Source organism: Halomarina pelagica (assembly GCF_024228315.1).
In the GTDB taxonomy this organism is placed as follows: domain Archaea; phylum Halobacteriota; class Halobacteria; order Halobacteriales; family Haloarculaceae; genus Halomarina; species Halomarina pelagica.
In genome coordinates this window covers 267,379-287,501 of record NZ_CP100455.1, presented here as the reverse complement: position 1 = coordinate 287,501, position 20,123 = coordinate 267,379, and the positions used below count along the sequence as shown (strand labels likewise).

General features: G+C 69.2%; 19 protein-coding genes and 1 pseudogene. 6 read left to right on the top strand and 14 right to left on the bottom strand.

All coding sequences use genetic code 11. The features are described 5' to 3' along the window. Position 1: 1 nt before the first annotated feature. Together NKI68_RS19895 and NKI68_RS19890 are read right to left on the bottom strand one after the other, a co-directional pair. A complete protein-coding gene (locus NKI68_RS19895) occupies positions 2 to 934 on the bottom strand; it encodes a branched-chain amino acid ABC transporter permease (RefSeq protein ID WP_254547044.1) in 933 nt (310 codons plus the stop codon). Positions 935 to 981: 47 nt separating this feature from the next. Further along, positions 982 to 2,268: an ABC transporter substrate-binding protein gene (locus tag NKI68_RS19890; RefSeq protein WP_254547043.1), complete on the bottom strand. Its 1,287-nt coding sequence runs from the start codon at positions 2,266 to 2,268 to the stop codon at positions 982 to 984. 214 nt (positions 2,269 to 2,482) lie between these two features. Here NKI68_RS19890 and NKI68_RS19885 point away from each other — a divergent pair, with 214 nt between their 5' ends. Then, positions 2,483 to 3,817, top strand: coding sequence for an MmgE/PrpD family protein (locus tag NKI68_RS19885; RefSeq protein ID WP_254547042.1), 1,335 nt, complete (start codon positions 2,483 to 2,485; stop codon positions 3,815 to 3,817). A 56-nt stretch (positions 3,818 to 3,873) separates the two neighbouring features. Here NKI68_RS19885 and NKI68_RS19880 read toward each other — a convergent pair whose 3' ends face one another. Both NKI68_RS19880 and NKI68_RS19875 read right to left on the bottom strand, forming a co-directional pair. After that, entirely contained in the window at positions 3,874 to 4,623 is a 750-nt protein-coding gene (locus NKI68_RS19880; protein ID WP_254547041.1) for an ABC transporter ATP-binding protein, read from the bottom strand. Further along, positions 4,620 to 5,369, bottom strand: coding sequence for an ABC transporter ATP-binding protein (locus tag NKI68_RS19875; RefSeq protein ID WP_254547040.1), 750 nt, complete (start codon positions 5,367 to 5,369; stop codon positions 4,620 to 4,622). Before NKI68_RS19875 ends, NKI68_RS19880 begins: the two co-directional genes overlap by 4 nt. Positions 5,370 to 5,476: 107 nt before the next feature. Between NKI68_RS19875 and NKI68_RS19870 the strand changes: the two are divergent. The 3 genes and pseudogenes from NKI68_RS19870 to NKI68_RS19860 all read left to right on the top strand — a co-directional run. Next, positions 5,477 to 5,743: pseudogene (locus tag NKI68_RS19870) on the top strand (LLM class flavin-dependent oxidoreductase); the annotation flags it as partial. 140 nt (positions 5,744 to 5,883) lie between these two features. Continuing rightward, the gene (locus NKI68_RS19865) at positions 5,884 to 6,660 is read left to right on the top strand and encodes an SDR family oxidoreductase (RefSeq protein ID WP_254547039.1); all 777 of its coding nucleotides are present in this window, start codon (positions 5,884 to 5,886) and stop codon (positions 6,658 to 6,660) included. A gap of 62 nt (positions 6,661 to 6,722) precedes the next feature. Next, positions 6,723 to 7,625 carry an isocitrate lyase/PEP mutase family protein gene (locus NKI68_RS19860; protein WP_254547038.1) on the top strand — a complete coding sequence of 301 codons (903 nt, stop codon included), beginning with the start codon at positions 6,723 to 6,725 and terminating at the stop codon, positions 7,623 to 7,625. Between the two features lie 24 nt (positions 7,626 to 7,649). Here the strand turns inward: NKI68_RS19860 and NKI68_RS19855 are convergent, their stop codons facing one another. From NKI68_RS19855 to NKI68_RS19810, 10 genes are all read right to left on the bottom strand, one after another. Further along, on the bottom strand, positions 7,650 to 8,141 hold the full coding sequence (locus NKI68_RS19855; protein ID WP_254547037.1) for a 3-isopropylmalate dehydratase small subunit: 492 nt from the start codon (positions 8,139 to 8,141) through the stop codon (positions 7,650 to 7,652). After that, entirely contained in the window at positions 8,141 to 9,397 is a 1,257-nt protein-coding gene (locus tag NKI68_RS19850; RefSeq protein WP_254547036.1) for a 3-isopropylmalate dehydratase large subunit, read from the bottom strand. Before NKI68_RS19850 ends, NKI68_RS19855 begins: the two co-directional genes overlap by 1 nt. A gap of 94 nt (positions 9,398 to 9,491) precedes the next feature. Then, positions 9,492 to 10,625 (bottom strand): acyl-CoA dehydrogenase family protein, encoded by a 1,134-nt coding sequence (locus tag NKI68_RS19845; RefSeq protein ID WP_254547035.1) that lies wholly within the window; start codon positions 10,623 to 10,625, stop codon positions 9,492 to 9,494. A gap of 51 nt (positions 10,626 to 10,676) precedes the next feature. After that, a complete protein-coding gene (locus tag NKI68_RS19840; protein WP_254547034.1) occupies positions 10,677 to 12,728 on the bottom strand; it encodes an acetate--CoA ligase family protein in 2,052 nt (683 codons plus the stop codon). After that, complete coding sequence (locus tag NKI68_RS19835) at positions 12,725 to 13,393, bottom strand: isochorismatase family protein (RefSeq protein ID WP_254547033.1); 669 nt, start codon at positions 13,391 to 13,393, stop codon at positions 12,725 to 12,727. Before NKI68_RS19835 ends, NKI68_RS19840 begins: the two co-directional genes overlap by 4 nt. 64 nt (positions 13,394 to 13,457) lie before the next feature. Then, positions 13,458 to 14,852 (bottom strand): dihydroorotase, encoded by a 1,395-nt coding sequence (locus NKI68_RS19830; RefSeq protein WP_254547032.1) that lies wholly within the window; start codon positions 14,850 to 14,852, stop codon positions 13,458 to 13,460. A gap of 57 nt (positions 14,853 to 14,909) precedes the next feature. After that, entirely contained in the window at positions 14,910 to 15,221 is a 312-nt protein-coding gene (locus NKI68_RS19825; protein WP_254547031.1) for a DUF4387 domain-containing protein, read from the bottom strand. Then, positions 15,218 to 16,594 carry an acyclic terpene utilization AtuA family protein gene (locus NKI68_RS19820; RefSeq protein ID WP_254547030.1) on the bottom strand — a complete coding sequence of 459 codons (1,377 nt, stop codon included), beginning with the start codon at positions 16,592 to 16,594 and terminating at the stop codon, positions 15,218 to 15,220. The genes NKI68_RS19825 and NKI68_RS19820 overlap by 4 nt, the downstream gene beginning before the upstream one ends. Beyond that, positions 16,591 to 17,574: an LLM class flavin-dependent oxidoreductase gene (locus NKI68_RS19815; protein WP_254547029.1), complete on the bottom strand. Its 984-nt coding sequence runs from the start codon at positions 17,572 to 17,574 to the stop codon at positions 16,591 to 16,593. Before NKI68_RS19815 ends, NKI68_RS19820 begins: the two co-directional genes overlap by 4 nt. Then, positions 17,571 to 17,945 (bottom strand): nuclear transport factor 2 family protein, encoded by a 375-nt coding sequence (locus NKI68_RS19810; protein WP_254547028.1) that lies wholly within the window; start codon positions 17,943 to 17,945, stop codon positions 17,571 to 17,573. Before NKI68_RS19810 ends, NKI68_RS19815 begins: the two co-directional genes overlap by 4 nt. Positions 17,946 to 18,064: 119 nt before the next feature. On the opposite strand from NKI68_RS19810, the gene NKI68_RS19805 reads away from it, so the two are divergent. Both NKI68_RS19805 and NKI68_RS19800 read left to right on the top strand, forming a co-directional pair. Continuing rightward, positions 18,065 to 19,264: a CaiB/BaiF CoA transferase family protein gene (locus tag NKI68_RS19805; protein WP_254547027.1), complete on the top strand. Its 1,200-nt coding sequence runs from the start codon at positions 18,065 to 18,067 to the stop codon at positions 19,262 to 19,264. Then, positions 19,257 to 20,117, top strand: coding sequence for an HpcH/HpaI aldolase/citrate lyase family protein (locus NKI68_RS19800; RefSeq protein WP_254547026.1), 861 nt, complete (start codon positions 19,257 to 19,259; stop codon positions 20,115 to 20,117). The genes NKI68_RS19805 and NKI68_RS19800 overlap by 8 nt, the downstream gene beginning before the upstream one ends. Positions 20,118 to 20,123 lie beyond the last annotated feature (6 nt).

Here is a 20,123-nt window from a genome sequence, read left to right as displayed (position 1 = left end):
CTCAGACCTCCCTCTCCCCGAAGAGACCGGTCGGTTTCAGGTACAGCAGGAGGATGAACAGCAGGAAGATGACGATCTCGTTGGTCGTTCCGGGGAGGTAGAACCCGCCGAACACCTGTATGAACCCGACGATGAGTCCACCCACGAACGCGCCGGGGAGCGAGCCGAGTCCGCCGAGGACGACGATGACGAACGCCTTGACCAGGTAGCTCTCGCCGATGAACGGGTCGAACGGCGAGAAGATGACGATGGCCGCGCCGGCCAGCCCGGCCATCGCGCTCCCGAGACCGACCGTCAGATGGTCGACGTTGGGGACGTCGATGCCGACGTACCACGCTCCCTCGCGGTTGTCCGCCGTCGCGCGGATGGCGGTCCCGAGTTCGGTTCGCTGGAGGAACAGCCACAACGCCCCCATCGCGACGACGGCGATGACCAGCGCGTACGCCTGTCCCTTCGGTATCTGTGCCCCGCCCAGTTGGTAGCGGCCCAGGTCGAGCACGATCGATCGCGGGTCCGGCGAGAACTGGATCTGGATGAGCGCGAGGAGGATGAACGAGAGACCGAGCGTGACGATGAACTGGTTCTCCTCCGGGGCTTCGATGATCGGCTCGATCGTTGCGACGCTGATGACGACCCCGAGCGCGAACAGCGCGACGACGGCTACCGGCAGCGCGAACAGTGGGTTCACGCCGAACGTCGTGTGGACGAAGAAGACGACGTACATCCCGGTGACGATGAGCATCCCGTGGGCGAAGTTGACGACGTCCATCACGCCGAAGATCATCGTCAGGCCCAGCGCGGCCAGCGCGAACACGCCGCCGAGCAACAGCGCGAAGACGGTGAGTTGCAACAGGACCGGGTCGAGTTCGACGACGTCGCCGGCGAACTCGCTGACGGCACTGACGACGTCGTCGATGATGAGCGGGAGTACCATGTGACGGTGTAGGTGAATGGGTTCTTAAAGGTTGTTCTCGGTCGCGGTCACAGTTTCGGTGCCGTCTGCGCGTACTTCTCGGGCCAGACCAGTTGGGCGTCCAGGTTCTGCACCTGGAGCATCGGCGAGAGCGCGTTCTTGTTCTCACCGTTTTCCTTGAACTCGATGGGCCCCATGGCCGCGGGGTGGTCCTCCACGGTGATGCGCTTCAGCGCCTCGTTGATGTCGTCGGGATCGACCGAACCCGCCTCCTCGAGGGCGGCCTGGGCGACCTTGACCATCGAGTAGGTCATGACCGTGTGGGTGACGCCGAGGGGCTTTCCGTACTCCCGACGGTAGTCGGCGAAGATCTTGTCCGTCTCCTCCTTGTTGTAATCGAACTCGTAGTTGTTCCCGAAGCCGCCGTTGGCGAACTTCCCGATCTGGGCGATGACGTCGTCGTCGGTGAACGTCGGCGTCGAGGTGCCCGTGAGCAGGGGCGGCCGGTAGTCGACGTTCTGCAACGACTGCATCATCCGGATACCGCCACCGCCGTAGCCGACGAAGATGAACGCGTCCGCGTTGGCCTGCTTCACGCGGGTCGCCTCCGTGTCCATCGACTCCTGTCCGAAGGTGTACGCGGACTCCTCGACGAGTTCGACTCCGTTCTCCGGGAGGTCCGTGGCGAGCGTCTCACGGATCGACTGCCCGAACGCGTTGTCGAGGTAGACGAGCGAGGCCGTCTTCATCGGGACCCCGCTCGCCGCCGTGATCTCGGGCATGAACCGGGCGTAGTCGCCAGCCATACCGCTCGCGGGCGTCTGAATGCGGTAGGCGTAGTTCAGGCCACGACCCTGCAGGATACTGTTCGCGACCGAGACGTCGATGACGTGCGGGATGCCCGCCCGCTCCGCGACCTGGGTCGCGGCGAGCGTGACCGGCGAGGAGAAACAGCCCGTGAGGATGTGTGCACCGTCCTCCTCGATGAGTTGCTGTTCGACCGGGGCACCCTCTTCCTGCGAGCCCTTGTTGTCCCGACTGACGAATTTCAACGTCGCGCCGTCGAGCGCCTCGATGCCACCGGCCTCGTTGACGTGCATCGCGGCGAGTTTCCCCGCGTTCGTCATCGCCTGACCGGAGCGCCCGAGGAACCCGCTCAGTGGGTGGTTCGCCCCGATGACGACCTCTTCGACCGCACCCCCGTTCGACGAACCGGTGTTCGTACCGCCGTTCCCGCTGTCGTTCCCGCCACCGTCGCCGCCGGTGCAGCCGGCCAATCCCGCTGCGACACCGACACCGACGGCTTTCAGGTAGTTCCGGCGACTCCGGAGAGGAGTCTTGCTATCGTTGATCATGCAAACCGTCGTAGAGTGTTGAATCTATTCATATATATAAGTTCGCACACGATCGATGACAGAAGCCGCCGAACGGGGGAGATTCGGCGGCCCGATCGACGTCGGACACCTCCCTCGGTGACTGGCGGACGGTACCACGGACAACACCTAAGCCCACCCCCGGTCCATCTCCGTCGGAACATGTCGACTACTTCTCTCACCCACGGCGAGGAAGATGACTGATTACGAACGCGCGGCCGCCACGTTCGCGTCCGAACTCGACGCCCGGGACGTCCCGGCCGACGTGCTCGACCACGTCGGTCTCGTCCTGGCCGACACCCTCGGCGCGATGATCGGCGGTTCGACCGATCCCGACACCGCCGCTCTGGCCGACTGGTTCGCCGAGGAGACGCCCGGCCCGGCGACGGTCCTCGGGACGTCTCATCGACTCGAACCCCGCTTCGCCGCGCTCGTCAACGGTACCGGCGGAACCGTGCTCGAACTCGACGAGGGGCACAAGTACGCGGCGGGCCACCCGGCCATCCACGTCCTGCCCGCGGTGCTCGCGGTCGCGGAGACGCGAACCGTGGAGAGCGAGGAGTTCCTGGCGGCGACCGTCGCCGGTTACGAGGTCGGCACTCGCGTCGCTCGGGCCTGTTACCCGCTGGCAGAGGGGTACCATCCCCACGGCGTCTGGGGCGCGGTCGGGGCGGCCGCGGGCGTCGCTCGAGTGCGCGGATGTGACCCCGACACGACCCTCCAGGCGATGCGTATCGCGGGCAACAGCGCCCAGCACACGCTGATGACCGCCGCCACGGAGGGGGCGACCGTCCGAAACAGCTACGCCGGGAAGGCGAACCTCGACGGCCTCGTCGCCGTGGACCTCGCGATCGCCGGCTTCACCGGCGTCGAGGAGGGGATTGCCAACCACCTCGCCGTACCCGCCGGTGGGAGGTTCGACGCGACCGAACTCTCGGCCGATCTGGGCGAGCGGTGGGACGTTCTCGGTGGGTACTTCAAGCGACACGCGGCCTGCCGGTACACGCACCCGACGCTCGACGCGCTCGACGCCCTGCAGGCGGCCGAACCGTTCGAGGTCGACGCCGTCGAGTCGGTGCTCGTAGAGACGTACCCTACCGCGGCGGGATTGACGCCAACCCGCCCGAAGAACGCGCTACAGGCGAAGTTCTCCGTCCCGTACGCGGTCGCGACGCGCCTGCTCCGCGGTTCGTCCGGGAAGGGGGCGTTCGCCGACGAGTCGCTCTCCGCGGAGGCGTTCGCGCTCGCCGAGCGGGTGGCGGTGGTCGTCGCCGACGACGTCGCCGCGCGACTCCCCGACGCTCGCGGCAGCCGGGTCACGATTCGACTCGACGACGGCCGGGAACTCGTCGAGGAGGTCGAACACGCCCGCGGCGGGGCCGAGCGGCCGTGGTCGGAGGGGGAACTCCGCGAGAAGTTCGACGAACTCGTCGCCCCGCTGCTCGGTACGAGCGCGGCGTCGACGCTGTGGGAGTTGGCACGGGGCGGGGACGCGAACCCGAAACGGCTCTGCGCCGCCGCCCGGCGCTGAAGCGGAGCGCGACGCGACGCGACGAGACGCGACGAGATGAAACGAGACGAGACGACCTACCCGAGGCCGAGGTAGAGTTCGATGAGTTCGTCCTCCTCGCTCAGGTCCTCCGGCGGGCCGTCGAACTGCGTCTCCCCCTGCGCGAGGATGTAGACGTGGTCGGCGATGCGGAGCGCCGCGCGGACGTTCTGCTCGACGAGGAGTATCTGTGCCCCGTGGTCGACGAGCGTCCTGACCTGGTCGATGACGTCGTCGACGAGCGACGGCGCGAGTCCCGCGCTCGGTTCGTCGAGCAGGTAGACGTCGGAGTCGGAGACCATCGCTCGGCCGAAACTGAGCATCATCTGCTGGCCCCCGGAGAGCGACTTCGCCCTGTTCGAGAGCTTGTCCTCGAGCGCGGGGAACGCGGTCAGCGCCGCCCGGATCCGTTCCTCGACGACCGACTTGTCGGCGACGGTGTAGCCGCCCATCCGGAGGTTCTCGCGGACGGTGAGGTTCGGGAACAGCCCGCCGTCCTGCGGGAGCGTGATGATGCCGCTCGAGACCACCTCGTTCGCGTCGTAGTCGGTGATGTCGGTCGAACCGTACCGGACGGAGCCCGACCAGACGGGGACGATACCGTTCAGCGTCTTGATGAGCGTCGACTTCCCGGAGCCGTTCGGCCCGAAGATGCAGGTGACCCCGTCGTGGCTCCGCACGGAGACGCCGTGGAGGATCTCCGAACTCCCGTAGCCGGTGACGACGTCCTCGGCGACGAGTCGATCCCGCCCGTCACGATCGACCCGCTCGGATTCGCTCGCGGTCATGAGAGGAGGTCCTCTGCGGTCTCGCCGGCGGCGTCGGTTCCCAGATATGCCTCGCGGACGCGGGCGTCCGCGGTCACCTCCTCGAAGTCACCTTCGGCGATGACCTGTCCCTGATCGAAGACGGTGACCGAGTCGGCGAATCGCTGGATGAGCGACATGTCGTGCTCGACGATGACGAACGTGGTGCCGCGTTCGTTCATCACCTCCAGCCGGTCGAGGATGCGGTCCTGGAGCGCGGGGTTGACCCCGGCGGTCGGCTCGTCGAGGAGGATGCACTTCGGGTCGAGCATCAGCACCCGCGCCAGTTCGAGCAACTTCTGCTGACCGCCGCTCATCTCCGACGCCTCGTTGTCGCTGATGTGCTCGATCTCGAGGAACTCGAGGATCTCGTCGGCGCGCCGTCGTTTCTCCTCGGAGACGCGCAGGCCGGCCGTGTGGACGGCGAGGAGGTTCTCGCGGACGGTGAGGTCCTCGAACGGGGAGACGATCTGGAACGTCCGTGCGAGCCCTCGCTGGGCGATTCGGTGGGGCTTCCACCCACTGACGTCGGTCCCGTCGAAGACGACGGTCCCCCCGTCGGACCGATAGAACCCGGTCAGGGTGTTGAAGAAGGTGGACTTCCCGCTCCCGTTGGGACCGATAATCCCTCGAACCTCACCGTCGGCCACCGAGAGCGTGATGCCGTCGTTCGCGACGAGCGCACCGAACGTCTTGGTGAGCCCATCGATTTCGAGGAGTGAAACCATCTGACGTGATACTGTCCCCTCCGACATATAAACCTTGTTTCGCTCAACCGTACCGTCCCGGGGGAACGGTTTTGCCCACGGCGGAGAAACGAGCGGTCGTGAGTCCTGTGAACAGAGAACGTATCGCCCTCCCCGTCGGGCTACTGGACGACCTGGATCTCGTGCGGCGGGCGGAGGCGTACGGCTACGAGAGCGCCTGGACCGGCGAGCGCCGGGGGAAGACGGCGTTCGGGAAGCTCGAACGTCGGGCGGCGGCGACCGACCGCATCGAACTCGCGACGGGTATCGTGAACGTGTTTTCGCGGACGCCGGCGAGGCTGGCGCAGGCTACCGCCGACGCGCTCTCGGACAGGTTCGTCGAGTCCGTCGGCGTCGTCGGTACCGCTGCCGAGGTACGCGCCGGGATCGACGAACGCCGGGATGCGGGGCTCGGTCTCCCCATCGTTCGCGCTCCGATGACCGCCGACGGGACGGAGCGACGGCGCACGATGGCCGCGCTCGCCCCGGAGGCGGTATGACGGGGGACCTCGACGGCCGCGTCGCGGTCGTCACGGGCGGCGCGAGCGGGATCGGCCGCGAGATCTGCCTCGCGTTCGCCCGCGAGGGCGCGAGCGGGATCGTCGTCGCGGACCGCCAGCGCGATCCCCGCGAGGGGGGGACGCCGACCGACGACCGACTCGTCGACGAGACCGACGCCGACGCCACCTTCGTCGAGTGCGACGTCACCGACCCGGGGGCGCTGGAGGCGGCGGTCGGCGCCGCCGACGCGTTCGGCGGCGTGGACGTGATGGTGAACAACGCGGGCGTCTTCGTGCTGGCCGACTTCCTCGACACCACCGAAGCCGAGTTCGACCGCGCGATGGACGTGAACGCCAAGGGGGTGTTCTTCGGCGCGCAGGCCGCCGCCCGCCGAATGCGCGAACGGGGGAGCGGGAGCATCGTCAACCTCTCCAGCACGGCCGGGCTGTACGGCGTCGGCGACTACGTCGCCTACTGCGCCTCGAAGGGAGCCGTCAGACTGATGACGTACGCGATGGCCGACGCGCTCGGGCCGTACGGCGTCCGCGCGAACGCCGTCCACCCCGGCGTCGTCGAGTCGGAGATGACCCGATCCGATTCGAAGGTCCTCGGGACCGCACGCGGCGACGCGTTCGAGGAGCGCATCCCGCTTCGACGGTTCGGTCACCCCGCGGACGTCGCCGAGGCCGCCGTCTACCTCGCGAGCGACCGGGCCGACTACGTCACCGGACTGTCGCTCGTCGTCGACGGCGGCGTCCACAGCACGAGCTAGGGAACTATCCGAGCCGCGAGACGTTCCACAGCCGCTTTATGCTCACACGACGCAGCGCAGACATGCGACTTCGCGAGCGCATCGCGGCGGACGAACTGTTGACGATTCACGGCGCGTGGGACGCCCTCACCGCTCGTATGGCCGCGCAGGCCGGAGCCGAGGCCGTCTACATGTCCGGTTCCTGCGTCTCCTCGTCGGTGCACGGCGGCCCGGACGTCGGACTGACGACGATGACCGAGATGGCACGTCGCGCCCGCCAGATGGCCGACGCCATCGACGTCCCGCTCGTCGCGGACGGCGACACCGGCTACGGGAGCGCACTGAACGTCCGCCGAACCGTCCGCGAGTACGAACGAGCGGGCGTCGCCGCCATCCAACTGGAAGATCAGCGATTCCCGAAGAAGTGCGGGCACTTCGAGGGGAAGCGAGTCGTCGACGCGCCGGAGTTCGCCGCGAAGGTCGAGGCCGCGACCGAAGCCAGAGAGAGCGACGAGTTCCTCGTCATCGCCCGCACCGACGCGCTCGCCACCCACGGCATCGCCGAGGCCATCAGTCGAGCGCGACTGTACCGCGAAGCCGGCGCGGACGTACTGTTCGTGGAAGCGCCCACGGACGAGGACCAGATGCGGACGATCACGTCGGCGGTCGAGGGACCGCACCTCGCGAACATGGCCGCGAAGGGCAAGACGCCACCGCTCTCGGTCGAGGAACTCGCGGCCGTCGGGTACGACGTCGCGATCTACCCGTCCGACGCGTTCAAGGCCGCGCTACGCACCATCCGAACCGTCTACGAGACCGTCGTCGCGGAGGGGAGTCGGACGTCGGTGCTCGACGAGATGGTCGAGTGGGACGAGCGCGACGACATCACGCGCCTCGACGAGTGGACGGCACTCGAGGAGCGGGCGGACGAACGAGAGCGGGCGTACGCGGCGCGCTACGCCGACCTCGACGCTGACCTCGATTGATCCCGCTCCCGCCGTCTGCGTCGATTAGCCCCTCCTCCGCCGTCTGAGCGCCACCAGCCCGCCCGCCTCGAGGATCTCGAGCAGGTCGGGAGGGAGCGGGTCGAACGTGAACGTCTCACCGGTCGTCACGTCCTCGACGTCGCCCGTGGCGACGTCGACGCGGAGGACGTCACCGTCCGAGACGCGATCCGCGATGCCCGGCACGGTCGCGATGGGCAGCCCCACGTTGATGGCGTTCCGGTAGAAGATACGCGCGAACGACTCGGCGACGACCGCTCCGACGCCGGCGTTTCGGAGCGCGACCGGCGCGGACTCGCGCGAGGAGCCGAGCCCGAAGTTCTCGCCCGCGACGATGACGTCACCCCGCTCGACACGGTCGGCGAAGGTGGGATCGTAACCCCGGAGCGCGTACTGGCCGAGTTCCTCGTCGGGGACGGTCGTGAGGTACTCTCCGGGGATGATCTGGTCGGTGTCCACGTCGTCCGGAAGCCGGTGGACGCGACCGGTCCGCTCCATCACCGCACCTCCCGCGGGTCGGTTATCTCGCCGTAGATGGCGGTCGCGGCGGCCGTCTCCGGACTCCCGAGGTAGATCTCTCCCGGCCCCATCCGTCCGGGGAAGTTGCGGTTCATCGTCCCGAGGCAGACGTCCCCCTCCCCGAGGATGCCGCCGTGGGCCCCGAAACACGGCCCGCATCCGGGCGGCGAGATCATCCCCCCCGCCTCGACGACGGCGTTCGACAACCCCTCCTCGTTCAGTCGGAGGAGCGCGCGCTTGCTCCCGGGGACGACGACGAGGTCCGTCCCGGCGGCGACCCGCTCGCCCTCGAGGAGGCGAGCGAACGCCGCGAGGTCCTCGTACGAGCTGTTGTTACAGCTGCCGACGAACACCTGGTCGACGGGCGTCCCGGCACTCTCCGCGACGGTGCCGACGTTGTCGACCTGCGACGGTCTCGCCAGGAGCGGCTCGACCGCGGCCGCGTCGAGGCGGATCTCCGCGGCGTACCGGGCGTCCGGAGCGGGACGGACCGGCTCGTAGTCGGTTCGAGCGCGGCCCTCGACGTACGCCTCGGTGACGTCGTCCGGCGGCACCATGCCCGTGACGGCCCCGAGTTCGACCGCGAGGTTCGAGAGCGTCCGACGCTCGTGCATCGCCAGCGCTTCGATCCCCTCCCCGTGGTACTCGATGGCGTCGTAGATCGCTCCCTTCGCCGTCACTCGCCTCATTATCGCGAGCCCGAGATCCTTGGCGCTCGTCCCCTCGGGGAGGGCGTTCTCGACGACGAGTTTCCTCGTCTCGGGGACGCGCAACCACAGCCGCCCCGATCCGAGCACCTCCCCGCAGTCGGTGTGGCCGATTCCGGTGGCGTACGCGCCGTACGCGCCGTGACTGGTGGTGTGGGAGTCGGCACCGAGGACGAGCGCCCCCGGCACGGAGAACCCCTCTTCGGCCAGCACGTTGTGACAGATGCCGGAGCCAGCGGGGTAGAAGTGTTCGACTCCCTGCTCGCGGATCCAGTCTTCGACCTCGTTCATGTGGTCGGTGATGAGATCGCTCGACGAGGGGACGTGGTGGTCGAAGACGACGACGACGGCCTCGGGGCGGGCGATCCGATCGTACCCGAGTTCCGCCATCCGTCCCTTCACCGGGTACGCCGAGAGGTCGTGAGCGAGCACCCAGTCGGGTTCGACGGTGACGTGTTCGCCGGGCGACACCGACGTCGCGTCCGTGTGCGACGCCAGTATTCGCTGCGCCATGGTACCGCCGTTCATGATGACGCGTCCCTCCTGGAAGCAGGGAGGTACGACCGTTTCTCGAACCCACCCCTTCCCCTCGACGGAACGGCTACGGGTGTTCTCGACCCCGTCATGGGTCGTAGCCCTCCTCGAGGAGGAGACCGGCGATGCCGTTACGATGGATCTCGACGGTTCCGCCGGCGATCTTCCACCCGCGGATCTTCCGGTACATGTACTCGACGGGATGGCCCTTCGCGTAGCCGTTCGCGCCGTGAACCTGGAGCGCCTCGGTCAGCACGCGTTCGCCCACCTCGTTCGCGTACACCTTGGCGATGCTCGTCTGGGCTCTCGTCGCGAGGCCGTCGTCCGTGTCGGCCGTCGCGGCCGCGTACAGCACCGCGAGCCGGGCGGTCTCTATCTGTATCGCCATGTCCGCGAGCTTGTGCTGGATGGCCTGGAACTCGGCGATCGGTCGGCCGAACTGCTCCCGATCCGTCGCGTACTCGATGGTGCGCTCGAAGGCGTTTCGCGCCATCGAGACGCAGATCATCGCGTTGTGACACCGTTCGACGTTGAACGTCTTCAGCAGCGTCACGAACGCGTCCTCACCGCGGACGAGGACCTGCTCGTCGGGGAGGCGACAGTCGTCGAACACGAGTTCCGACTGGGTCTCGCCGCCCATGTTGGTGTAGCGCTCGCCCTCTTCGAATCCGGGGGCGTCGCGGTCGACCACGACGGCACCGATGCCCTCCGGGAACCGAACGTAGACGAGGAACGCGTCGGCGACGTCGGCCTGTGTGACCCACAGCTTTCGACCGTTCAGCACGACCTCGTCGCCGTCGTCGGTGGCGGCGGTGGTCATCTCCCCCGCGGCACTCCCGGCCTCCGCCTCGCTGATGGCGATGCTCATCACCGACTCCCCCGCGCAGACGGGGGGGAGGTACGTCTCGCGGAGGTAGTCGCTGCCGAGGACGTCCACGGCGCGGGGCGCGCCCATCGACGACTTCGAGACGACGTGTGCCGAGTCCGGACAGACCCGGCCGATCTCCTCCTGTACTAACAGCACCTCCAGCGGGGTCAGTCCACCGCCGCCGTGTTCCTCGGAGAGGGCGATTCCCAGAAGTCCCGCGTCCGCGAGTTTGGCGGCGTTCTCCCAGGGGTACGCCCCCTCCCAGGTGAAGGCGTCGGTCGCCAGCTCCCGCTCGGCGAGATTCCGCGCCGTGCGCTTCAACAGCCGTTGCGTCTCGGTGAACCCGAACTGCATCGTGTACGTCACCACCCCACACGCACTTAGCGGTAGCGACGACGACGCCGGTCACTCGACGAGCACGTCGACGGCCAGCGCGCCGTCGGACGTGACCACGACGGGGTTGCACTCGACGGTCGAACAGTCGTACCGGCCGTAGAACGTAGAGAGGCCGGCGACCAGTTCCGAGAACGCCGCCGCGTCGCCGGACTGGCCACGGTACCCGTCGAACAGGCGGTCGAGCGGCGTCTCCGCGACCATCGCTCGAGCCATCGACGGATCGACCGGGAGCGCTCGACAGGCGACGTCGTCGAACAGTTCGACGAAGACGCCGCCCGCGCCGACGGTCGCGATCGGGCCGAAATCGTCGTCCTCCCGGATCCCGACGAGCGCCTCGACGCCCTCGACCTGTCGCTGACACACGATCGGGGGAGACCCCGGGGATCCCGCCAGCGCGCGGAACGCCTCCCCGACCGCGTCGGCGTCGGTCAGATCGGTGTAGACGCCTCCCTCCTCGGTCTTGTGCGCGACCGCGAGCGGGTCGAGCTTCAGAACGACCGGGAACCCGATCGTCTCGGCGGCGGCGATCGCGTCCTCGACGGTCTCGACCCGCTCGGTCGGGACGAAGGGGACGCCACACGCGGAGAGCGCCGATCGGAGCGCCGGCCACTCGGTCGGGATCGGTTCGCACTCGGGAGCGGTGACGGCGGGAGGGTCGCTCCCGACGAGTCGCTCGCGGGCCGCCGCGAGCCGGAACAGCTTGTCCACGACCGCGACTGCGCGGACCGGATCCTCGAACACGAGGACGCCACCGGCTTCGAGCGCCTCCCGTCGCTCGTCGCGCGGGGGGCTCCCGGTAAACACGCAGACGACGGGCCGGTTCGTGCGCTCCCGGAGGGCGAGCAACCTCTCGGTGAACGTCTCAGCCATCCCCCGTCCGGAGTTTCCGAACTGGACGAGCACGGGGCCGACCGCGGGGTCGTCGGCCACCGTCCCGATGCAGCGTTCGAACACCGAACGGTCGCTCATCGCGGCCGCGGTGACGTCGAGGGGGTTCGTCGCCGATCCGTAGGCGGGGATCTCGGCGTCGACGGCCGCGACGGTCTCGTCGCTCAGGGAGGCGAGGGGGACCCCCAGCCGATCGCAGGTGTCGGCGACGAGGACGGCCGCACCTCCGGAGATGCTGACGACGCCCAGCGATTCCGCGGGCGTCGGAAGCGCCCCGTCGGGGGTGCGGACGAGAGCCGTGACGGTGTCCAGAAACTCGTCGACGCTCCGGACCCGAAGGACGCCGGCCTGTCCGAAGACGGCGTCGTACACCGCGTCCCCGGTCGCGACGCTGCCGGTGTGGGACGCCGCCGCCGCGCTCCCGCGCTCCGACGCACCGACGCGCATCGCGACGATGCTGGTCCCGGCTTCGGCCGCCCTCCGGCCGACGTCGAGCAACCGGCGTCCCTCGACCAGCGATTCGACGTAACTGACGACGACGGCCGTGTCGGGATCGTCGACCAGAGACGAGAGGACCTCGAGCGTGTCCACGTCGGCCTCGTTCCCGGTCGATAGCCAGACGCTCGTTCCGATCCCCCGGTCCTGCGTGAGCTGGAACAGCGCACCGCCGAACGCGCCGCTCTGCGTGACGAACCCGACCGGCCCCGGTTGGAGGTCGTCACGTCGCAGTATCGAGGAGAACGACGCGGCGACGCGGTCCGGCAGGTTGAGGAACCCCTCCGAGTTCGGTCCGACGAGTCGGACCCCGGACTCCCGGGCGGCGGTCAGCAGGTCGGCCTGTCGCTCGTCGTTCCCGCTCTCCGCGAAGCCGGAGGCGATGACAACGGCGAACGGGACCCCCCGATCGCCGCACTCCCGGACCACGTCGGCGGCGTGGGGAGCCGGGACGAGCACCAGCGCAAGATCGACGGGGGCAGGGACGTCCGCCACGCTCGCGTAGCACGGCTGGCCGTCGATCGTCGTCCGATGGGGGTTGACGAGGTACACCTCGCCGGGGTACCCGTGGCGTGCGAGAAATCGGTGGGGGCGGCCGGACAGCTTCTCGGGGTCGGCGGACGCGCCGACGACCGCGATGGACGCCGGTTCGAACAGCGCCGAGAGGTCGTCCGTCATCGGTCCCCGTCGAGGGCGGCCAGCAGCTCGCGTATCTCCTCGGTCGGTCGGACGTCGGCGTACTTCATCCACATGTCCAGGAGGTTGACGCGGTGTGAGAGGTCGATCCGGTCGAAGACGCACTCCTGGGGGAGCAACACCTTGAACCCGAACTGCTGGGCGTCGACGACGGTCGCGCGGAGACAGCCGCTGGTCGTGTTGCCGACGACGACCAGGGTGTCGACGCCCGCCCGGACGAGTCGGGCGACGAGGTCGGTGCCGAAGAACGCGCTCGCGTAGCGCTTCTCGATCACCTGCTCGCCCTCTCGCGGGGTCAGCGCGTCGACGAACTGGACCTCGGGATCGTCGGGGTCGTACGCCGGCGGGACGACGCGGGCGTGCGTCACCGGTATCCCCCGCTCGCGGGCGAACTCGACGAACAGGACGATGTGTTCGAGCGCCCGATGGGCGACCTCGCCCATCGCGATGCGCGACTCCTCGACGGCCTCGACGATCGGAACGTCCGCGCCGACGGTGACGCGTTGCATGTCGATGACGAGCACCATCGGGGACGTTCCGACGCCGCGCGTGTCCCAGTTCGACGCACCGCGAGTGTCGTAGCCGGCCGCCTCGATGACCTCGCGGTCGCGGTCGGACAGCAGGGTCTCCCAGGGTCTCTCGGTCATACGTGCGTACACCTCTCGTGGGTCGTACGTTACCGTTGCGGTCGGTCCGACGGGGGCGAGCGGGTCAGCGGGCGAGGAACTCGCGTCCGCCCTTCTCGACCAGCAGTTCGCCGTCCGCGACGGCGAGTTCGCCGCCGACGATCGTGTGCGTCGGCAGGCCCCGCACGTCGCGACCGTGGACCGACGACCACCGCGGCTCGCGGGTGTGGAAGAAGTCGTCGTCGATAGTCGCGGTCGCGTCCGTGTCGACGACCACGAGGTCGGCGTCCGACCCGGGGGCGATCACCCCCTTCCGCGGGTAGAGCCCGAATCGCTTCGCGTTGTTCGTGGCGCAGACCTCGACCAGCCGTTCCATCGTGATCCGGTTCCTGTTGTATCCCTCGGTGAGCATCATCGGCAGGAGGAACTCCATCCCCGGCTGGATGCCCGGCGGGGCCTCCCAGAGGTGCGGCCCGTGCTGTCCCCGTCCCAGTTCGTGCTGCTCCTTGCTCGTCGCGATGTGGTCGGTACCGACGTTGTCGATGACGCCGCGGCGGAGCGCGGCCCACAGCGCCTCCTGATGCCGTGGGGTTCGTAGCGGGGGCGACACCTTCCCCCAGACGCCGAGGTCGTCCTCGACGGTGTTGGCGAGGAACGTCACGAGCGTCTCGCCGGTGACCTGGACGCCCCGCCGCTGCCAGCGCTCGACCGCCTCGACGCCCTGCGCGCTGGAGACGTGGACGACGTAGGAGTCGGCGTCGGTGAACCGGGTGAGGTGACCGATCTGATCGATCTGCATCGCCTCCGCCTCGGGGGGAGAGGCGTCGGCCCACGCCCGGAGATCGTGACGGCCGGAGTCGCGGGCCGCCCGCTCACACTCCCTCTGGAGTTCGGCGTTCTCCGCGTGGAACATCCCGACCGCCCCCGGGATCTCGGCCACCTGAGAGAGGACGCGCTCGACCCGGTCGGCCTCGCAGGGCTCGATGTCTATGTCCGTGTATTTGTACATGTTGAAGAACATCTTGAACGACTTCACGCCGGCCGCGGCGAGGGCGGGGACCTCGTCGATGTGGTGTTCGTGGCTCATCACCATGTGGTAGCCGAAGTCGACGTAGGAGTTCGCTTCGCCGACGTCGCGGAAGAAGTCGAGGTCGGGAACGTAGTGACCTTCCTGCTCGACGAAGTTGAGCAGACAGGTGACGCCGCCGTGAACGGCCCCCCGCGTCTCCGTTTCGAAGTCCACCTCGAGCTGATCGGGGTAGCCCGCGTCGCGACGACCGAGGTGGACGTGCGGATCCACCAGCCCCGGGATACAGACGTTCCCCTCCGCGTCGACCTCCACCTCGCCGGCCGGCAGCGTCGCATCGCCCCCGACTCCGACGACGACCCCATCGTCGCAGGCGACCCCGCCACGGATCGTCCCGGACGGCGTTACCACCCGAGCGTTACGCACGACGAGATCTACGGTACTCGTTGGCATAGAGGACTATGCGCGGTACCTGTTCAAAAGGCTACGGGTGTCCCGATAGACGGCTGACTACTCGATCGGGACCTCGACGTCCAGCAACGGGGCGTGTTGCTGTGCGCCGTAGAGGTCGGGATCGCCGGGGCTGCCGGCGATGTGGGCGCGGGGGAACGTGGCCTTGAACGCGAGACCGGGCTCGTAGACGAAAAACCGGACGTCGTCGACCGGGAGCCCGTACCGGTCCGCGACCGTCGCCGCCGAGAGGACGCCCGAGTCCCGCACCGCCTCGAACGTCCGTCGATCTCGGAACATCACGTCGACGGTGACGTAGTGGATGCCGGCGTTCTTGCTGCGGACCACGTCCGCGAGGGCACCGAGTCTCACGCGGATCCCCCCACGCGCTCGACCTCGATACGGACGGGGTCGAGCGGATCAGCGACTCGCAGGCGGTGCCAGACGGAGAACTCGTACGCCGGGCCGACGGGGGCGTGTGCCGGCGACGTCGGGAACGCGGCGTTGCCGGCCGTCGTCCGTCGTCCGGGGAAGTCGCTCACGAACAGCGCGTACGTGAACTCCTCGAGCAGGTCGTCGACCGTCCCCGCGTCCGGCGCGACGGCCTCGACGAACAGGCCGACCTCGTGGCCCGCGTCGGGGGTCGGCTCGCGGCCGCCCATCACCCCGTCGCGGCCGTACACCCGGACGTCGATGGAGAACGCGTGGGTCGCCAGCCCGAGTCGCGACGCCTTCTCGTCGACGGCCGTTCGAGCGGCGGTCAGCAGGGCGTCCAGCTCCGCGACGGCGGTCGGATCGCGGATGCCGGCGGTCGCTACGCCCCGGTGGCCCACCTCCCGCGCTCCCTCTAGCTTCACCGTGTAGTCGTCGGCCCGCTGGAACCTCGAACCGGTGACGCGGACGGTTCGGTCGTCGACCGCGTCGTACGTCGCGTCTCCCGTGTGGAGGACGCCCCGCGGCTCGACGAACCGGGTCGGGTCGGCCGTCTCGTACAGCAGGTGGGACGCGACCGTGAGCGGGTCGGTCCGCTTCGCGGGGTTCGTCGGCGTGACGGTGAACGCGTCGTCGGTGAGCGTCCCGAGGACGCAGTCGCCGCCCCGCGGCGTTGCGATGAGTCCCCCGCACTCGATGGTCTTCGCGAGGTGCGTCGCCAGCCCCTCGTGAAGCCCCTCCCGGACGGCCATCGCCTTGTAGATGGCGACGTCCGAGCACCGGCCCGCCACGACGACGTCCGCACCTCGGTCGAGCGCCTCGACGAACACCTCGGGGCCGGCCATCGCCACGACCCGCTCGGCCGCCTCGACGGTCGCCACGTCCAGCGGCGGCGACTCGTCGAGCGGTTCGGTGCGTCCCGACTCGATCGCCGCGACCAGGTCGCCGATCGACTGCTCGCAGTAGACGATCCCCAGATCGAACGCGAGCCCCTCCGCGGCGGCGATCTCGCGGACGAGGGCGGCGGTCCAGTCGACGTGTACGTCCGCCCCGGCGGTCGCCGCGGACCCGACGAGGAGGGGGACGTCGGCGTCGAGACACCGCGTGAGGAGCGTCCGGTAGACCTGTTTCACGGCCCGGCGCGAGGAGTGCATATTCTCGCCGGAGCCGAGGAAGTAGGGGCCGCCGTCGGTCGAACCGGCGTCGACGCCCACGAAGTGCGGATCGCGGTCGAGACCGGCGTCCAGCGACGCCGTCGGGAACCCGTTGCCGTGCATCAGCCCGTTGAGCGAGAGACACCTGAGTTCGGTCATGCGCCCTCCGGTGCGAACGTCTCCAGCACCCGTTCCTCGAGGGCGCGACTCGCGCCCGACGGGGCCCGGACGATGGGGAGGTCGACGCCCGCCACGCGGAGGCGGTCGATCCGGTCGCGACACTCGTCGGGCGTCCCGGCGACGGCCAGGGCGTCGACGAGGGCGTCGCTGATCCGCCGCGCCCCCTCGGCCGTCGATCCGGCGGCCTTCACGCTCGCCACCTCGTCGGCGAACCCGGCCGCCTCGGCCGGCCGATCGTAGTAGCCGGGGAGGTCGCGCAGGTAGTAGGCGACGTGTTCGGCGGCCCGACGACGCGCCGCCTCGCGGTCGTCGTCGGGGACGGTGAGTACGTACATCGCGACGTCGATGTCGTCCGGATCCCGCCCGGCGCGTTCAGCGCCGGTCTCTAGCCATCCCATCGCCTCCTCGAACTGAGACGTCGGGTAGAGGTTCGGCAGCCAGCCGTCGGCGACCTGTCCGGTGAGGCGGACGTTCGCGGGGCCGAGCGCCGCGTTGTAGATCGGGATCTCCCGACGCACCGGCTCGAACGCCCCCCAGAACCGCGGCCGCGACGGCGAAAAAAACACACCCTCGAACGGCTCACCGTCACCGCGGAGGTACCACCGAACGAGTTCGACGTACTCGTGGAGGCGGTCGAGCGGCCGGTCGAAGGGGACGCCGTGGAAGTCTTCCACGACTCCCGGGTGGGCGACCCCGAGGCCCAGAATCGCCCGGCCCTCGGAGTGCGCGTCCAGCGTCGCCGCCGCCTGCGCCAGCCCGGCCGGCGTCCGCGAAAACACGTTCACGATACCCGTCGCGAGCCCGATCCGATCGGTCGCGGTCGCCCAGCGTTCGAGCTTCCCGAACGCCGTCTTCCCCTGGCCCTCCGCGGCCCAGACGCTCTCGTAGCCGTACGCCTCCGCCCGCCGCACGAGATCCAGGTCGTCGGTGAGCGAGAACAGGACGCCGGTTCGGGTCATACGACCCCGTCGACGGCCAGGTCGTTCCAGATGTCGACGCGCCGGATTCGACCGTCCTCGACCTCGTAGACGTCGACGTAGCGGACGCCGGAGAACTCCTCGCCGTCGCCGTCGACGCCGTAGAGCGTACCGATGCTCACGACCTCGGTGTCGGTCTCGATCCAGCGGTCGAACCGCTTGGCCGCCCAGTCGTACCGGGGGGCGAGGTGCTCGAGCAGCGCGTCGGCCGCGTCCGGCCCGTCGAAACGCGCGCCGGGGACCGTGATCACGGCGTCGGCGGCGAACAGTTCACCGACCGTCTCGCGGCGGTCGTCCTCCATGCGGGCGAAGAACTCCTCCGCGACCTCCCTCGGGGTGTGTACGGGTGACATACGGCGGTGTCGGTCGGTCGGGCGACGGCAAAAGTGTTGTCACGGGAGGCGGGCGTGGCGAGGGGGAGAGTGTGCGCAGCGGCGAACGCTTTATCTCACCGGCCGAGAAACCGTCGTCGATGGCTACCAAGCCGCTTGCGGACGTCACGGTGATAGACTGCGCGACGCTCATCGCCGGCCCGATGGCCGCGACGTTCATGGCCGACTTCGGCGCGGACGTCATCAAGGTCGAACACCCCGAGTACGGCGACTCCATCCGGAACTTCGGCCGGGAGGGGCAGGAACTCTCGTGGAAGTGGCTGGGGCGGAACAAGCGGAGCGTCGGCCTCGATCTGAGCGACCCCGACGGTGCCGAAGCGTTCGAGAGGCTCGTCGCCTCCGCCGACGTCCTCGTCGAGGGGTTCCGCCCGGGGACGATGGAGCGCTGGGGGCTCGGCTGGGAGGCGCTCAGCGAGGTCAACCCCGGCCTCGTCATGGTCCGCACGAGCGGATTCGGGCAGACCGGTCCCTATCGAGAACGCCCGGGGTTCGGCACCCTCGCGGAGGCGATGTCGGGGTTCGCCGAGGTAACGGGGTTCCCCGACAAACCCCCGACGCTGCCCTCGCTCGGACTCGCTGACGCGGTCGCCGCCTGTTACTCGACGTGGGCCGCGATGTTCGCGCTCTACCACCGGGACGTCAACGACGGCGGGGGGCAGTGTATCGACACGAGCCTCGTCGAACCGCTGTTCTCCATCATGGGGCGGCTGACGGTCGACTACGGCGTGAACGGGACGGTGAAGACCCGGACTGGCAACCGAAGCGCCTACTCCGCGCCCCGGAACACCTATCGGACGAGGGACGGCCGCTGGGTCGCCATCTCGGGGAGCGCCGAGACCGTCGCCGGGCGCATCCTCCGGGCGGTGGGCGGCGACGACCTCGCCGAGGACCCTCGATTCGCCACGGCGTCCGGGCGACTCGAACACGGCGACGAACTCGACGCGATCATCGCCGAGTGGATGGCGGAGCGCGATCGCGAGGAGGTGCTCCGGGTGTTCGAGGAACACGAGGCGGCCATCGGCCCGGTCTACGACACGGCGGACATCTTCGAGGACGCCTACTTCTGGGAGCGCGGGGCGCTCGAACGCGTCCCCGACGACGACTACCCGAACCTCGTGCTGCCGGGGGTCGTCCCGAAGCTGTCGGAGACCCCCGGCGGGATCGAACACGCGGGGCGGGCGCTCGGAGCCGACACGATGGCGGTGTTGACCGACCGGGCGGGCCTCTCGGAGGCGGACGTGGAGGAACTCGCGTCCCGGGGGGTGGTTCGGCTTGGTTGACCGCCTCCGTCGGTCATTCCTCTACACGCCGGCCGACGCGCCCGACATGATGGAGAAGGCCGCGAACGCCGACTCCGACGCGATCACGTTCGACCTGGAAGACGCCGTTCGCCCCGAGGACAGGCCGGCGGCTCGCGAGAACCTTCGGGCGATACTCGCCGCCGTCGACTTCGGGACGACCGAGATCGCGACCCGGATAAACGCCGTCGGGACCGACGATTGGCGCGCCGATCTCGAGACCGCCGTCGAGGCGGGAGTCGACACGGTGACGGTACCGTCGGTAGAGACGCCGGAGGCGGTCGTGCAGGTCGTCTCGGCGGTACGACGGCTGACCGACGAGCCGCCCGAACTGATCCTCCTGCTCGAATCGCCCGAGGGCGTCTTCGACGGGCGGGCCATCGCGGCGGTCGCCGGTCGACACCGGGAGGTGACGGCCCTCTCCTTCGGCGTCGGGGACTACGCACGTGCGACCGGCGGCGAACCGACGTCCGACCGGATCCGCGAGTTCCTGAACCACCGCATCGTCGGGTTCGCGGCCATCGGCGGCCTCCAGCCGATCTCGTCGGTGTTCCCCGACGTGAACGACACCGACCGACTGCGGGTGGTGGCGGAACGCGCAGTCGAACTCGGATTCGTCGGACAGTCCGTCATCCACCCGGATCAGGTCGCCGCCGTCAACGAGGTGTTCACGCCCGACGACGCGGCGGTCGACGCGGCGCGAGCGCACGTCGCGGCGTACGAGGCGTCCGACCGCGGCGCGTTCGTCCACGACGGCGTCTTCCTGGACGAGGCGATCGTGGAGCGCTATCGACGACTCGTCGCCCGCGCCGAGGCGCTCGGAGCCCGCTCGTGACAGCGC